Source organism: Herpetosiphon sp. NSE202 (genome assembly GCF_042688385.1).
In the GTDB taxonomy this organism is placed as follows: domain Bacteria; phylum Chloroflexota; class Chloroflexia; order Chloroflexales; family Herpetosiphonaceae; genus Herpetosiphon.
In genome coordinates this window covers 444489-460606 of record NZ_JBHUPY010000005.1, presented here as the reverse complement: position 1 = coordinate 460606, position 16118 = coordinate 444489, and the positions used below count along the sequence as shown (strand labels likewise).

The window sequence follows — 16118 nt, the reverse complement described above, 5'->3', positions numbered from 1 at the left end:
ATTGGTCGGAATTGGTCGGAATTGGTCGGAATTGGTCGGAATTGGTCGGAATTGGTCGGAATTGGTCGGAATTGGTCTTTGCAGCGGTGATTAATGTATTGACAAATGTCAATACATTACTATCATTTTTTTGCGTATACAAATCTATCGCCATCTGTGTTAATCGCTCACGCTCAACTAGATCAGTCGTGAATTTAATACGAGCAATAGGAATTTCTCCTAAAGTAAAGGCTTCTATATTAACTTGGATATATCTTTCGGAATACCAATAATTGATAAACTTAGAGTTACATACAGCAGAAATATATCCCAAGCTAATATTTAGTTCAGAAGCGGTTAAAATAACAAAATTATTTGTCACTACATATCTATAGAAGACAGTATCTTTTACTGTTGAGTGATCCCAATAGCAAACAACTCTATATTCTACGCTTGGCTTTTTCATTGAATGAAAAATTAATTTATCTACATCATATTTCATCCTCTCGGCTATAGGAATATCGTTAAATCTATCAAATGTAATAAAATTATTATTATTATCAACACTATATCTCTTCATATCATCTGCAGAAACCAATATTGGCCTTTCATTATTTGATACAACGTCATCAATGATAAGAGTTTTATAGATACCATCAGATATACTTATCGTACTAATCGAGCCTAACTTTAGTGAAAATGTTTTTATATTTTTATATAGATCCAAAAGACCAGAACTTTGGCATAAGGTAAAAACAAAATAAGGCTCATTATACCATTCAGATTGTTTAATATTTTTTGAGTCTTTCCAAGTAAGCGTACTTAATAAATTTATAGGTCTACTAAATCCATAAACATTTATTAATGTATTACCAAAATTATTCTGTTTTTCTATTATACTAATTACGGGAATAATGTCAGGAGCAGCAGAAAAGACGTTTTTCCTTAGGATAGAAATATTGATTATATTAACGTTATCCAATAAGAATTTTCTAAAATACTGTTCTGATTTATTAACAGTCCATCCTTCTGGCGTAATTAAACCCATTTTACCTTTATATATACAAATATCCAATGAGAGAAACATAAATAGAGTATACACATTAATCTCGCCTTCGAGAATAGGTTTCTTTGTGTATTCAGAAATAGATGATATACCATATAAAATGCGTAAATAATTTTTAATACTAGTGTCAATTTTTGCACCCCACGGCGGATTACCAACCACTGCATCGAAGCCGCCGTTGGGATTGAGCTGAATATCTTGGCCGCCGGGCGTGCTGGACGCAAAGAAGATTTCGGGAAACTCCAACTCCCAATGGAAAAAGTGCTTGTTGCTGGCTGCTTCTAGCGCAGTGCGGCTAATTTGGCTGGCAGGAATCAAGCTATCATCAAGCGTTGCGCTGGCATCGTGGAGCCATGGCTTGATGCTAGGCATGCGCAAAAAGATATTGACCCAATCACTTTTGCTCTTTTTGGCGGGCTGATTGCCAAACCAGCGCGAGGTATACACATCGAGCATGCGCTTGAAGGGCGCGAGATGTTGGTCTGCATCGCGAAAGGCCACGGCGCTTTGCTGCGCTTGCTCAACGGTGTTATCGCTCAAAAAGCTCACTTGGCGCATCAAATCGGTGGCAAGGCTGAGGCCCGCAAATTCGTTGCCCGCCAACATATGGCTTTGGCTGCCGCCAACGTCGAGATATTCTTGCACCTCTTCAACCCGCGCCCCAATCAAGCTGTTGCCATGCTTCAAGTGGTGGTCGAGGAAGCTCAATGGCGCGCCGAGGGTAAAGGCATCGAGCCACAAACTGACCTTGGCCAACTCCACCGCCATCGAATTCAGGTCAACGCCGTAGATACAGCGTTTGAGCACCGCCCGTTTGAGCAAGGCCACCCGCGTCAAGCGTTCGCGGTCAATCGTCACCCCTTGGCGCTCCATATCGGCCACAATCTCGTTGCGGGTGCGGTCGATCATCGCCCAAACTGGGTTATCGCTCCACGCATTCAAAAAGTGAATCAAGCGATTGCTAATAAAATCGACGACTTCGACCAAAAAGTGGCCGCTGCCCATGGCTGGGTCGAGCACCCGCACATTCAAACAATCGTCGAGCAATTGCAGCATCAGGTTGTTCGGATCAGTCCAAAAAACATCGGCAGTTCCTGGGCGGTTGCTGGTTTTGGCGCGGGCAGCGACCAATTTAGCATAATCGCGATATTGTTTTTGGGCCTCGTGCAAGCGGGGAGCCAAGGCCTTGAATTTTTCATCAAGCACCGCGCCAACCGTCTGCTGCACAATATATTTCACAATATAATCGGGGGTGTAATAGCTGCCCGTGGCTTTGCGCTCTTTTTTATCATTGACCAAATAGGCCATGCCCTGCTCAAGCACGGCCAGCGGTTTGGCAACTTTGGCCGCTGGTTGATAGACCTCTTTGCCTTTTTCCTTCGTCACGGCCAAGCGTTCGCTGGCAATGTGCAACTTGAATTCCAACAAGCCTTCGTAGATGCTGCCAAGCTGGCGCACGCCCAACGATTTGAAATCAATCAGCACGAGGGCTTGGCTACGATCATCCAAATCGCGCGCCAAGCGATCCAAGCCCAAGGCCAAATAGCGGTCGGGCACTGCATAGGTTTGCAAAAACTGGCCGCTCAGGCTGCTTGGGCTGAACAAGCCGCCGTTGTAGGTTGGCATATTCAAATCTGGCGAGCCACGGTCAATCACCGCGCACAAAGCCAAAATCCGTTGATACAGCGCAGTTGAAGTATCGCTATAGCGTGCTTGCAGCTTGGTTTGGCGCTGGTCGAGCAAGGTTCCGCCAGCCTCTGCAAGCTCCTGTTTGATGGTATACAAGCTCTGTTCACGATAGCCGTTTTGCTCATTCAGCGGCAGCAAATCGAGGCTTTCCGCATACAACACAAACATCAACCGATACAACAAGGTCAAGGTGCCTTCAAAGACCGTGTTGAGTTGGCTTTCGCTCAGCGTGTTTTGGCCTTGGCGGCGCATATCGGCAATAAAGCCTTGGGCAAATTGCGGAAAAATCTCGGTAAAAACCCGATCTTTCAAGCGTTCGCCCAAGCCTTTGGCATATTCCGCCGATTGTTTGAGCATGCGATCCAAAAAGCCGCTGAAAGCCGCAGCGCGGAAAAACAACCACCAATATTTGAGTGCATCCAAGGCATCCTGCGCCCCAAACGCCTCTTCCAAATCTACCTCGTAGTAGTTGGTAGCCTTGTTGCTGGCGGTCGTTGAATATAAGCGCCAATATTTGCCATTGCTCACAATCACCCATGGCACCGTGCCAGCCTCAAGTGTTGAAACCACTTCGGCTCCAGGAATGATCGCTGGCGTAGCGGAATCGCGCTGGGTATCTTGATCATCTAAATTGCGGTTCCAAACATAGCCAAAAAATGCCGCAACTGGCGTAGAACTTTTGGGCAAATGCAGATCGTAGCGATAAGCTGGTGCATCGGCGACAGGCTGCGCCACAAAGCCCAATTCGCTCAAAATTGGTGTATAAAACTGCTTTTGAATGTTCGCAAGTGGCTGATTGGTTAATTGTTTGCGGGCGGTTTTGAGCAGGGGATTAATTTTGCGGCCAATTGGCAGCACATCATCGGCCCATTCGCGATTTAATTTGGGGTCGGTCAAACGCTGTTTCAAATAATAATCCGAGAACAAAGCCCGATTATTAAAATATTCCTCGCTCCATTCAGCCAGCACAAACGCCGAGCGCAGTTTATCCCACTGATAGAGCGCATCTGGCTCGCTCATAGTAAAGCGTTTAAGCACCCGCAGCTCAGCATCAGTCACACTCGTGCGCTTGATTGTTAGAGGCACAGGCCGCACAATCTGGCGAATCGGCGTGCCGCGTTGGGCAGTTTGGGCCAATTCGCGCAGCAACAACACAAACTCAAATGTCTCATAATCTTTGGTCAAAATAAACAAGGCCAATTCAGGCCGATCGCGAAACGCGCGGGCGATTGCATTGCGCAAGGCCGCAGTTAAGGAACGAACTTCGAGCAAATAGATTTTTATTTCTTGATCGTGCGGGTCGGTTGCCAACAGCTCCACATGGCGAATCTCATGGCGCAAATCGGGGCTACTCAAGCCGATTTGCGCATAATCGTCAATTGGCGTGCGCAGATCGATCGAATACTGCAAGCGGGCCAAAAAGCCAGCCAAGGCATCGGCATGTTGCAACTGGCGGATATCACCGCGCGTTAACTGAACGTCATTGGAGTCAAAAGCTTGGTTCATCGCACAATCTCCCGCAAACCAGAACATGGCATCATGTGTTAGCGCAGTGTAGCATAATTTCCGCTGCGATGATTGATCCACGAAGAACACGAAGGGCCACGAAGGACGAAACTGCGAAGACCTCGAAGAGCGCGAAGACCATTTCTTTAGCCACGAATGCCACGAATTGCACGAATGATGTTCCGATAGCCTATAGATGTACTGGTTCACTGCGTTAACCTTCGATTGTCCCCTCACCCCCTAACCCCCTCTCCCGCCTGCGAGGCGAGGGGGAACCGCTGAATCAGTGCTCCCCTCGCCCGCGTTCAGTGGGAGAGGGGCTGGGGGTGAGGGCATGAATCTCGTTGCCAACCCAATGAACCAGTACACATAGCCCATCGCCTAATCCTCTATGTTCTATGCTCTATATTCATTCTTTCGTTCTCTGCGCCTCTGCGTTAAACCTAACTCCTGAATCCTTCGTGCTCTTCGTGGATTAATCATCTATTTATTAATATTTTTTACAAATTAGCTAAAATCGGCTAGTATACAGCAAATACTTAATTAAACGAAAGGAGCGAAAACGTCGATCTGCTGGCCTCGCCGTGTTGTGCTCAACATCGTTGCTCAGGTAGAGGTACGACCGCCTCGTTGGAAGCGTACTGGATAACTGTGGGTTGCAACTCGTTGTTGAGGAGGCTTATGTGAAGCGTCTATGGCTACGAACATTGGTTGTCGGCTGTATCCTTGGTTTGGCAAGGCCGACGATTACTGCTGGGCAGACTCGTTTGAAGGAAAAAACTCCTGAAAATTTGGCGGCAGCAGCAGCGCCCGCCGTTGAAGGCCAATATCTGATTAAGTTCAACAATTCTCTCTCCAAAGCAGACCGCAAAACCACCCTCAAAAACCTCGGAGCTGATCAACTTCAACACCTCGATAGCCTTGATCTTGAGTTAATCGAATTTGCTGCGCTCAAAAACAATGCTTCGCCTGAACAAAGCGAGCGTGTTTTAGCCGAGCTGAAAAATAATCCAGCGGTTGAGTATGTCGAGCCAAACTATATCTATGCGCCACTGTACACGCCCAACGATCCAGGCGTTGCCCAACAATGGGCTTGGGGCGTTATCAAAGCTTACGATGGCTGGAATATTACCCAAGGCAATTCCAGCGTAATTATCGCAATCGTTGATACAGGCATTCAAATCAATCACCCTGATCTTGATGCCAAAATTGTGGCTGGCTACGATTTTGTCGATAACGACACCAATGCAACCGATGGCAATGGCCATGGCACGCACTTGGCTGGCACAGCCGCCGCCGAAACCAACAATAGCACTGGTGGCGCTGGCTTATGTCCAAATTGTCGCTTGATGCCAATTCGGGTATTCAATAATAATGGCAGTGGCACGCTTGCAGCCGTAGCCCAAGGCATCACCTATGCAGCCAACAATGGAGCCAAAGTTATCAACCTAGGGCTGGGTGGCAGCGCCTCAACCACCTTGAAAAATGCTGTTGATTATGCTTGGAACAAAGGCGCATTCCTCAGCTGCGCGGTTGGTGGCAGCAACAGTGGTACGCCAACCTATCCCGCTGGCTATGCCAACTGCTTCCCCGTGGCTGCCAGTGGCAAGACCGATATTAAAACTCCATCATCGGGCTATGGCACATGGGTCAAAGTTGCTGCGCCTGGAGTCAGCATCTATTCAACCTGGCTCAACGGCGGCTATAACACGATTAGCGGCACATCAACTGCAACCGCCCATGTTTCTGGCTTAGCAGGCCTGTTGGCCTCGCAAAACCGCACCAACGCCCAAATTCGCGATCGCATTTGCGCCACCGCCGACCCCATCGCAGGTACTGGCACTTATTGGTCGTGTGGGCGGATTAACGTCTATGCAGCAGTTCAATAATTGATCCCCTCACCCCCCAACCCCCTCTCCCACTGAACGCGGGCGAGGGGGAGCCGTCGTTTTGACGAAGAATCGGGGCAAAACAAAGCCCCTCGCCCACGTGGTGGGCGAGGGGAGCCGATCGTTTTCACCAAGGAATTGGGGGAGAACCACGCGGTAAAAGCCCCTCGTTCGCTACGTGGGAGAGGGGTTGGGGTGAGGGCATGCTCTGCTATTCCACCCTATTCCCGATAGCCCAGAGCCTTTATATATACTGGTTATTGTATTAACAACGGTTTGCCCCCTCACCTCCTCGCCTACGGGCGGGCGAGGGGGAACCACGAGAACAGCGCTCCCCTCGCCCGCGTGCAGTGGGAGAGGGGCTGGGGGTGAGGGCATGCTCTGCTTTCCCGATAGCCCAGAGCCTTTATGCTCTATGTTCTATGCTCTCTGCTCTTCATCCCTCATAATTCATCCTTTGGTTGCGCTTCATCCCTCATCGGTGCGCTTCGCCAAATCCAGCAAGCGTTGCAAGGCGGGCAAGGCTGCTGCCACAATGCTCAATTCAACCTCGCTCAAACCAGCGACATGGGCGGTCAGCTGTTTGTGGGCTTGGGTTTGGGCTTGGCGCACCGCCGCTAAGCCAGCATCAGTTAATTGCAAAAGTTGTTGCCGCCGATCTTGCGGATGCGGAATCCGCTCGATCCAACAGCGCTCAACTAAGGCTGGCAGCAGCTCGCTAATGGCCTGCGGGCTGACGTGCTGTTGGCGCGCCAAGCCACTCAACGACTGTGGGCCATGCTGAAGTTCGTTCAACATGCGTAATTGGGCGGCGCTCGTTGCGCCATCGAGTTGTCGTCGCACCTCAAGATCGACCAAGCGATGCAGTTGGGGCGCGAGAACAAATAAATCTTCGACCAGTCGATCAATATGATGCCGCTGCATAAGCCCCCTTTATTCTTCAAGTTACTTGATGATATTTATAAACTCAGGCTTGATTTATCGCACTAAATCTCAATTATTAAAAAATATTTTCAAGCTGATTGAACTTGACAACGATCATAAAGCTTCTTATTATACTCATAGATACTCATTCATCAAGCAGCACCCGTCTAGCAGGCAGCTTCGCACTGTGAAGCTAGCTCGTGTGCTTTATGGAGGTGTTAATGCCTAAATCTTCGTTGTCGCCACCGTTAGTATTGCTCGATCGGGTGCTACGCTGGTGTTTTATGATGAGCGCTGGCTTAACCATCCTGTTGCTTTTTGCTGAGCTTGCCCCGCGCTGGAGCCATGTTGGCATTGCAATTCAGCTTCTCAGCCTTGGTTTATTAATTGCCATCAAGCCACTCAAACGCCCAGGCCATCTTTTTCTCTATCCATTGCTGCTCGCGCTGGCAATTAGCATGTGCGAGCCAACCCTACCGCCCTACCAACTGCCGACGATCATTAGCCAAGCAGCGCCGTTCGCGGTTGTTACGCTGATTCTCGGTGATCTGATTCAGCGGCGGGTTGTGCCAATCTGGCGGCCAAAACGCTTGGTTGTGGCCAATGGCAACGTCGATCTGATCGAGGCTGCCTGTTTTTTCCAACTTGATCCAGTGCAACTCCGCCAAGAACTCGAACAACAAGGCTGCCCGCTACGCAATGCGAGCGATGGCGGCACACTCGTCAAATTAGCCCCAATTCTAACAGTTTTAGCAACTACAACACACTCAGGAGGTGCCGATGCCCCATGATATATCGTTGATCACCAATATCTCGGTTGCTTTGGTTGCAGCCTTCGCTGGCGGCTTGCTTGCCCGCCGGCTTGGCCTGCCAACAATCGTTGGCTACCTTTTGGCGGGTATGCTCATTGGGCCGTTCACGCCCGGCTTCAAAGGCGATGTTGGTGATATTAGCCAGCTTGCAGAAATTGGGGTTATCTTCCTCATGTTTGGGGTTGGTCTCCACTTTTCGCTCAAAGATTTATGGGCTGTGCGCAAAGTCGCAATTCCAGGTGCAGCCCTGCAAATGCTGTTGGCCACAGGCTTGGGCTTTGGGCTAACACGTTTGTGGGGCTGGTCAACAGCCGCTGGCTTGGTTATGGGCTTAGCGCTTTCAATCGCCAGTACGGTGGTGTTGCTGCGCGGCTTGATGGATGCAGGCGAGCTGAACACGCCCGCTGGCCAAACTGCCGTCGGCTGGTTGGTGCTCGAAGATTTAGCCACCGTGTTGATTTTGGTCTTGCTGCCCGCCTTCTTTGGCAGCAGTGGCGGTAATCCTTGGGCCGCTGGTGGGATGGCCTTGCTCAAAACCACGATCTTTGTCGTGTTGATTCTATTTGTCGGCGGGCGCTTCTTGCCTTGGTTGCTCACCTGGATTTCGCATTCGCGCTCACGCGAGTTGTTTATTTTGGCCTCGGTGGCAGTCGCGCTTGGGACAGCCTTTGCAGCCACCGCAGCCTTTGAAGTTTCGTTGGCGCTTGGAGCCTTCTTGGCTGGCGTGGTTTTGGGTGAATCCGACCTGAGCCACCAAATCGGCGATGAAGTGCTGCCCTTCCGCGAAATCTTTGCCGTAATCTTCTTTGTTTCGGTGGGGATGTTGGTCAATCCGCTGTATGTGTGGAACAATATTGGCCAAGTTATCGCCCTCACTGTCTTAATTGTTTTCGGCAAGGCCATCTTTACCCTCTTTTTGGGCATGATTTTGCCTTCGTCTGGCCGCACAATGATTGTGGTCGCCGCAGGGCTAAGCCAAATTGGTGAATTTTCGTTTATTGTCGGCCAAGCTGGGGTTGGCTTAGGTGTTTTGAGCCAAGATCAATATTCGCTGCTTTTGGCCGGAGCGATCTTCTCAATTATGCTCAATCCGGTGATGTTCTGGTCGATTCCGCATGTTGAAACATGGCTCAAGCGCTATCCACGGCTGTGGGCACGCTTCGAACGCCACGCCACAACCGAGCCAGAAGAAAAGAAATTACCAGAAACCGATCATGTGGTCGTGGTTGGCTATGGGCGAGTCGGCGAACACATTGGCACCGTGTTGCAGCGCTTGAAGATTCCTTTTGTGGTTGTCGAAGCAGACAATCATCGCGCCGACGATTTTATGACCAAAAATATTCCAACCCTGATTGGCGATGCTGCCAACTCGGAAGTGCTGACCCACGCCAAGCTCGATAAAGCCAAGGCCTTGGTTGTGACCTTGCCAAATGAAGCAGCGAGTGAATTAGTCGTTGCCGCTGCCCGCGATCTTGCGCCAAACTTGCCGATTGTGGCCCGCGCTGCAACCAATTCTGGGGTGGAACGTCTAGCCGAATTAGGTGCTCACGACGTGATTCACCCAGAACTAGAGGGTGGCTTAGAAATTATTCGCCATACGCTGTTGCGCTTGGGCTATGCAGCAACTCAAGTTCAGGGCTATACCGATGCAGTGCGCCGCGATCAATATCACACCAACATTGCGCCCACTGAACATCTGGTGCTTGAACAATTGATTCAGAGTGTACGTGGCTTTGAGATTGCATGGCGCAGTATTAACGCCAATAGCAGCTTGGTTGGCCAAAGTTTGGCAATGCTCAACTTTCGCGCTCAAACCGGAGCCTCGGTCATTGCCGTACTGCGCGATCAGCAATTGATTAGCAATCCAGAATCGCAATTGACCCTCGAACCAGGCGATACGTTGGGCGTGATTGGCGACGAAAGCCAAATTCAGGCCGTCGATGGCTTGATTAGCAACAGTCAAGCAGCAAATCCGCCGCCCACCAACCGCCTCGCTCCAAGCGGAGCCTAAATCAATGCCCCTCGACTGAACTCGGTCGAGGGGTATTTTTTGCCTCCATGCCCACAAACCAATCGTTAGACCGATGTTGGCAGCCAGCCACCGACCTACACTAGCCACTGTTTTTGTCGAAGGAGGTCTGGATGCAAGCCCCAACCACGCAATTGCCATGGCAACAAACCGACTGGTTTAGCACAATCAGCAGCTGGATTGAGCAACAGCTCAGCGCGCATGGCCGCCAACGTATCGCGCCAATCGAAGTCATCCACCAACGCCCATGGTCGGCCTTTGCTCAAATTAGCACCGACCAAGGCTTAGTCTATTTCAAAGCTCCGGCTCCAGCCTTTAGCTATGAGGCTGGCTTAACTCAAGCCCTAGCCACGTGGCAACCAGCCTGTAACGTGCCTGTTTTAGCCATCGAGCCAAGCCAAGGCTGGATTCTTTCTGCCGATGCTGGCACAACTTTACGTCAACTTGGTCAAAATACCAGCCAACTTGCTCACTGGGATGCACTGTTACCGCAATATAGCGAATTGCAAATTCAGCTTGCTGTGCGCGTACCAGCACTGCTCGATTTAGGCCTGCCTGATCGGCGTTTGGCCCATTTTCCCAAGCTCTTTGCTGAATTGCTGAATGATCATGCCAACTTGTTGATCGATCAAGAATTTGGCTTGAGCACTGCCGAACATCAACAATTGCACGCTTTGCAGGCCACTGTTCAAGAGCAATGTCAAGCCTTGGCTGGATTTGGCTTGCAGGAAACCCTGACTCACGAGGAAATTCACGAAAATAATGTGCTGTATGCAGCGCGCGGCTATACCTTTACCGATTGGAGCGATTGCAGCGTGAGCCATCCGTTCTTTTCGATGTTGGTGACGCTGCGCGCCGCCGCCCATTGGCTCAAACTCGACGAGCAAGGCCCCGAGTTGCAACGTCTGCGCGATGCCTATTTGGAGCCATGGACTCAATTTGCTCCGCGCCAGCAACTTGACCAAGCCTTGGATCTTGCCTATCGGCTTGGCATGATTAATCGAGCGCTTTCGTGGCGACAAGCGCTGAATGGCCTTGATCCAGCTCAAACCAAAGACTATCAAGATAACGTTTCAGGCTGGTTGCAAGATTATTTAGTGGCGCAAAACGCTTAATTCTTGGTTGCTGAAAGGCTTGTATGCGGCTCATTTTAATTCGCCATGCTGCATCGCAGCATAGCCAGCAAGGCATTATTGCAGAAATTCATGGGTGTACTGGTTTAACAGCAATGGGGGTTCAACAAGCTCAAACGCTTGCGAAACGACTCCAACAAACCCACGAGCTAGATCATTGCGCAGCCCTCTTAACCAGCCCTGTGCTGCGTGCCTGCCAAACAGCCGAGCTACTCAAACCGGTGCTTGGTGTGGCTGATCTGATCGAAGATAGTAATTTATGCGAACTGCTGGTCGGCGCAGCCGATGGAATGTCTAACAAAGCATATCGCGAACAGTATGGTGAGTTTGCTGGGCCGCTAGCGCCAAATCAAGCATTTGCTGCTGGTGGCGAAAGCTGGGCGGAATTTATGCAGCGAGTGCAGACAACGCTTGATCAGTTGGCTAAAACTTACGCCAATCAGACTATTGTAGCCGTTTCGCATGCAGGTTTCATCGTTGGATCGATGCTCAAATTGTTCGATATTCCACGTCCAGGCACTGGCACATGGATCGACCCAAGCAATACAGGGTTGACTGAATGGCAGTGTGTCCAAAACACATGGCGCTTGATTCGCTATAACGATGAATTTCATCTCAAGCATCAACACCTATTCTGAGGCTTATCCGATCCAGCTAGCGATTTATAAGAGAGATTATGGATAAACAAACGATTATCGCGCAAATTAGCCCTGAGATATATGCGCTCGAAGCTGAAGATGCGCGTTGGTATGGCTCGCAAACCAACAATCCGAATGGGCTGTTCTATAGTTCCGATACGTTGCATCAAATTGATAACTTAATTTGGGATACGACCAATGAGCTAACTGATAGCGAAAAGCTCTTGCTCATGTTTGCGATCTACGAAGATTTGTCAGGCTATGCGTTGCTTATGCTGAATTGGAGCCGTTATCAACATTTTGATCCGCCAACCCAAGCCCTTTTTTGGGCAGAGGTTCGGCACATTTTGGCCCAAGGCGATCCTGCTTGGGCTGGCCCGCTCGAATATCACCTAGCGCTTGATTGGTTTGAACTTTGTAGCAATTGTGATTCAATTTGGCATCGCTTAACGCATGAAGCCAATACTGCGCTTTTGACAAGCGTGATGCGAAGTTCAGCTACTGCTGCGTGGCATTTAAAAGCATCGCTGTACTATTGATTGCCGATGTGGGTTGGCATGAAGCTATTTATGCGAGTTTGCACGCTAGCTACTATACACTTTACGGCCAAATTGATAAACATGAAGCGCTAGGCTATCTTCAGCAATTGGTTGTAGCTGATCCAGATCAGGCGCTTGCCACGTTGATCAATACCTTCCAAGTAGGCGAGCGCTATACCAATGGCTTTGGGGTTGAAGCGATGCAGCGGGCTGCAAAGAAACCAAACTGAGCATTCGACAGCTTCAATCTTGACCTTTAACTCGATAGGTATATGTAATTTGATATTCAGCGCCGAGCTCTGCTTGCAACCGTTGGGCCAACGCCAAGCCTTGCTCAGCAAATTGCTGCTCTGCGGCGCGAGTCGCAAAGCCCGAACTCGCCGGATCATCATCAACATAAATCGCATCAAATGTATCCGACCAAGCCATCAAATCGGCAATGAGGTCTGGGCTGAGTGGCAATTCGCTAGGATCAATATCGCCAAACTGAATGCCATCATTCCACCAGACCGGATAACACCAATAATCAGCAGCTAAACGGAGCTTTTGCATGCTTAACCTCAGAATATGCGCGAGAAGTTTGAGCGCACGATTAATCTTGAACTAGCGGAGGAGCAATTTGCCATTCGACCGTCTGATACTGTATCAGCGTTTGGATAAATTCTTCAGTCTGTTTCGCAGGATCAAAAAAATTCAGCAGAAGTTCAAGCGTTGCAGAAGTATGATTATGGCTCCAGTTGCATTCCAAAATATCGCCATAACAATCAGCATTATCAGCAATAGCTTGGTTAATTCGTGCTATTTCTGAGGGAATTAATCCAACACCAGCCAAGATTAATCGCGTTTGGCGAAAATCATCAGCTGGAGAATCAGAATCATAATTCACTGCCAAAGCAAGGTTATATTCTAAATGAAAAATTAATTGCTGCTGTTCAGAATTATAGTCAATTGCTTCTAGCGTTCCGTCGTGCAATCTATAACTCGTTGGATCATAGTGCATATTAATTGCCTCGAAATTAAGCATAAATCTATCAAAACATACACTAAAGCTACTTAATTCAGCAAATTGAGCGGTTTTTTATTGGCAAACGTCGGCGATGCAATTGTTGTGCTTGTTGAATATAATATAGCTCTAAACCGAATGTCCCATGAAAAAAGATCAACAACTGCTTGATTGCGCGCAGCTCTCGATTAACCAATATAAAGCTGCTTGAACTCAACATGCAGGCATCGCAATAAGTGTGCTTCTAATAAAATTATTCGCTGATTAATCAATAAATCATAATGGTTTACTGGATTCAATAGGCGCTTGAAAATCGCAATTTCTGCTAAAATGGACGCTAGATCTGCTTTTTCAACAGCTAAGCCTGTTTGAAATACGCGCATCCATGCTAAATTGGCTTGGTTAATAATTTGCAGCCAACTCTGATTAAATACAGCTTTAGTGGCGATTGGCAAAAAGCTCGTTTTATCATTTAAATCGGTAAGCAGCAACCCAATCGACATCGACTTCCTCGTAAACATTGAACGATTAATAAAAAACAGCAGCAAGTCATGTTAACTTGCTGCTGTTTGGCCTATTTAGAAGCTTGTTTGTTCAACCTGACCATCAGCAAAGCTCATGGTCAGGTGCAGTGGTTGTTGAGGGCTGGTCACAAGCTCGATTGTGTTCCAAGCAGGCGTAGAGCGTTCACGCAGCTCGCGCAGGATGAAAAAGAGTTGATAATCGACCTCAAAGCCTTGCTCGTGACGCAGTTGGTTGGCCGAGCTAAATCGCCCATAGAGCAAGCCATGGTCGGCTGCGGGAATTTCGGCAACCACGCGGGCGCTAACCCACGGCTGAGGAATTCGCTGCTCAATTGTGCTACGCAAGGCTGCCAACAATTGCTCGCTAGTGGCATCGCTCAAATCATAGACAGCATCATTATGGTAATGAAACGCCTGATAGAACGGCAAGCCATCAACCTGATAGCGCGCAGCAAGGATGATTGGCCGCTGATCAGCGTTTGGTAGGTTAATCACTTGCAGATCGAGCGTTACTTCATGGCCAGCTTGGCGTTGTGCATCAAGCGATTGCTCGAATTGCTGCCAGGCTTGTTGATTGATTTCGGTAGGTTTAAACACGTTTTGCGGTTGCATAGACTGCTTGCTTCCTTGCTAATACCAACGTGACCAAACTGCGCGCGAAATCTGTTTTGTGCGGCGGAGTGGGCGCATTGCCACGGGCAAACGGCGACGTTGCAATTGCTGTTCTTGTTGAATGTAATAATCCTCTAAGCCCAATGGACCATGGAACAGATCTTCAATTGCTTGGTTACGCGGATCGGGATGCGGGCCTGCACTCCAACTATAGCCATGTTCTTGGCCATCAAGCCGCACTAAAACCAAATCGTTGACGCTGGCATTGGTTAATTCTTGGGTGCTTGTTTCAAGTGCAAGCACTGAATGTTGAATCATCGTTTGGCGAATTTCGGCAAAGGTTGCTGCATCAATTGGCTCATCATAGAGCACATAATGCTGCAATGGCTGTTGCCAATCGCGATTTTGCCAAACATCAATACAGACGAAGCGCCAATATTCTTGGTTGGGATATTCGGCAAAGAGCACAACTGCGGTTTTTTCTTCAAAGGTGGGTTCGCTATCAGCAAATGGATCAAACCACCAATGACGCAGATAAAAACAATTAACTGCTAAGCGCAATCGTTCTTGATATAAAATAGGAGCTTGCTCTAACATACATACCTCTTTCTACTCAGGATCAGCCCATTTATCACGCCAAGCCTGAGCTTGATCTTTGAACGACTGTTTTTGCTCTGGGGTGAGATTAAACCACTTATTCTCAGCTAGCCGATCAAAGGTGCCAGCATGGAGCAATTCATTGCCTTTTGTACCAGCAAATGGTGGATCATTGAATCCGGGAGTGCGTTGATCAAGGGCATGCTGAACTTCTTCATAGAACATGCCGCGATTAGGTCGCCGATCCATCAGGTGGATTGTATTGCTTTGTGGGTCAAAGTGGTTACCATAGCGTTGCGCTTGGCGCGACATTGGCACAACATCAGTGCCAGTTGCAGCTTTAAGTTTATCCTGAAGTTTTTTCATTTCACCGCGTGAAATATCATCAGGCACGATATTGCGGGCGAAGCCACCTTCTTGCCCCAGCCGCGAGGCATTTTTACCAAGGCGTTCGCCACCCTCTTGGGCGATTTCCTTGACCAAGCGCTCGCCGCCAGCCTCCATCACTTCTTTGCCTGCTTTAACGCCCCATTTGCCAATTTTGCCTGCGTCGCCGACAATCGGAATCATCGCAGCAGCCGAGATTGCAGCTTCTGCATAGCGACCTTCAGCCAGATAGATTAAAGCATTTGCACCATCGGCAATTTCGCCAAACCCAGGAATGAAGCCTAAAACATCAAGCCCACCATGGACCCATTCGCTGGCTTTGCCCCACGTTTTGCTCCACCAACTGCCTTCATCTTTCTTGGGTGGTGCAGCAGCGGCAGCAACCATTTTACCTTTAAACAGACCAGAAGCTTCTTCTTCTGCTTGCCGAAAAATCTTGCTAATCTCGCCAGTGAGGCTTTGAGCAACATTAAAGGCGTTTTCGAGCCGTTTTAAGGTTGGCACAACCTCGCCAGTATACTCACTGTCAAAGGCTTTAAAGGCCTTCCCTTCCCAGCCACCATTTGCCAAACGCTCGTGTTGTTGATTCAATTGTTGTTGTAAGCTTGAAACTCGGTCTCTCAACTGACCAAATTTGGTCGCAATTTGCTTCAGCTGCTCATACTCAGCTTGAACGATTGGTGCCGTCATCCTGCCTCCCAATAACCATAAAAAAGATCAACCTGCCATGCGAGTTACTGGGAGCAATGTACTAGTTTGATTGTAATCGTTGACATGTCACCCTTAAAAGT

The 16118-nt window shown here is 48.8% G+C and carries 15 protein-coding genes; 7 read left to right on the top strand and 8 right to left on the bottom strand.

Annotated elements, in window-relative coordinates:
- Positions 1-4240, bottom strand: a 4240-nt coding sequence (locus ACFMKP_RS07945; RefSeq protein WP_382290680.1) for an Eco57I restriction-modification methylase domain-containing protein, incomplete at its 3' end; no start/stop codon positions are given.
- Between the two features lie 683 nt (positions 4241-4923).
- Here ACFMKP_RS07945 and ACFMKP_RS07940 point away from each other — a divergent pair.
- On the top strand, positions 4924-6129 hold the full coding sequence (locus tag ACFMKP_RS07940; RefSeq protein ID WP_382290678.1) for a S8 family peptidase: 1206 nt from the start codon (positions 4924-4926) through the stop codon (positions 6127-6129).
- 468 nt (positions 6130-6597) lie between these two features.
- On the opposite strand, the gene ACFMKP_RS07935 is transcribed toward ACFMKP_RS07940, so the two are convergent.
- Positions 6598-7053, bottom strand: coding sequence for a MarR family winged helix-turn-helix transcriptional regulator (locus ACFMKP_RS07935; protein WP_382290675.1), 456 nt, complete (start codon positions 7051-7053; stop codon positions 6598-6600).
- A 221-nt stretch (positions 7054-7274) separates the two neighbouring features.
- Here ACFMKP_RS07935 and ACFMKP_RS07930 point away from each other — a divergent pair, with 221 nt between their 5' ends.
- The 6 genes from ACFMKP_RS07930 to ACFMKP_RS07905 all read left to right on the top strand — a co-directional run bounded on the left by ACFMKP_RS07930 (position 7275) and on the right by ACFMKP_RS07905 (position 12434).
- Positions 7275-7844, top strand: a complete 570-nt coding sequence (locus ACFMKP_RS07930; protein WP_204756508.1) for a hypothetical protein — start codon at positions 7275-7277, stop codon at positions 7842-7844.
- Positions 7834-9876, top strand: coding sequence for a cation:proton antiporter (locus tag ACFMKP_RS07925; RefSeq protein ID WP_382290672.1), 2043 nt, complete (start codon positions 7834-7836; stop codon positions 9874-9876). The genes ACFMKP_RS07930 and ACFMKP_RS07925 overlap by 11 nt, the downstream gene beginning before the upstream one ends.
- A gap of 131 nt (positions 9877-10007) precedes the next feature.
- Positions 10008-11009 (top strand): hypothetical protein, encoded by a 1002-nt coding sequence (locus tag ACFMKP_RS07920; protein WP_382290669.1) that lies wholly within the window; start codon positions 10008-10010, stop codon positions 11007-11009.
- 23 nt (positions 11010-11032) lie between these two features.
- The gene (locus ACFMKP_RS07915) at positions 11033-11665 is read left to right on the top strand and encodes a histidine phosphatase family protein (RefSeq protein WP_382290666.1); all 633 of its coding nucleotides are present in this window, start codon (positions 11033-11035) and stop codon (positions 11663-11665) included.
- A 38-nt stretch (positions 11666-11703) separates the two neighbouring features.
- Positions 11704-12204, top strand: coding sequence for a hypothetical protein (locus tag ACFMKP_RS07910; RefSeq protein ID WP_382290664.1), 501 nt, complete (start codon positions 11704-11706; stop codon positions 12202-12204).
- 8 nt (positions 12205-12212) lie between these two features.
- Positions 12213-12434, top strand: coding sequence for a hypothetical protein (locus tag ACFMKP_RS07905; RefSeq protein ID WP_382290662.1), 222 nt, complete (start codon positions 12213-12215; stop codon positions 12432-12434).
- A 13-nt stretch (positions 12435-12447) separates the two neighbouring features.
- Here ACFMKP_RS07905 and ACFMKP_RS07900 read toward each other — a convergent pair whose 3' ends face one another.
- From ACFMKP_RS07900 to ACFMKP_RS07875, 6 genes are all read right to left on the bottom strand, one after another.
- Positions 12448-12756 (bottom strand): hypothetical protein, encoded by a 309-nt coding sequence (locus ACFMKP_RS07900; RefSeq protein ID WP_382290660.1) that lies wholly within the window; start codon positions 12754-12756, stop codon positions 12448-12450.
- Between the two features lie 40 nt (positions 12757-12796).
- A complete protein-coding gene (locus ACFMKP_RS07895) occupies positions 12797-13204 on the bottom strand; it encodes a hypothetical protein (protein WP_382290658.1) in 408 nt (135 codons plus the stop codon).
- A 191-nt stretch (positions 13205-13395) separates the two neighbouring features.
- Positions 13396-13710: a hypothetical protein gene (locus ACFMKP_RS07890; RefSeq protein WP_382290656.1), complete on the bottom strand. Its 315-nt coding sequence runs from the start codon at positions 13708-13710 to the stop codon at positions 13396-13398.
- Between the two features lie 75 nt (positions 13711-13785).
- On the bottom strand, positions 13786-14343 hold the full coding sequence (locus ACFMKP_RS07885) for a hypothetical protein (protein WP_382290653.1): 558 nt from the start codon (positions 14341-14343) through the stop codon (positions 13786-13788).
- An 18-nt stretch (positions 14344-14361) separates the two neighbouring features.
- A complete protein-coding gene (locus ACFMKP_RS07880; RefSeq protein WP_382290651.1) occupies positions 14362-14940 on the bottom strand; it encodes a hypothetical protein in 579 nt (192 codons plus the stop codon).
- Between the two features lie 12 nt (positions 14941-14952).
- Positions 14953-16017 carry a WXG100 family type VII secretion target gene (locus ACFMKP_RS07875; RefSeq protein ID WP_382290649.1) on the bottom strand — a complete coding sequence of 355 codons (1065 nt, stop codon included), beginning with the start codon at positions 16015-16017 and terminating at the stop codon, positions 14953-14955.
- Positions 16018-16118 lie beyond the last annotated feature (101 nt).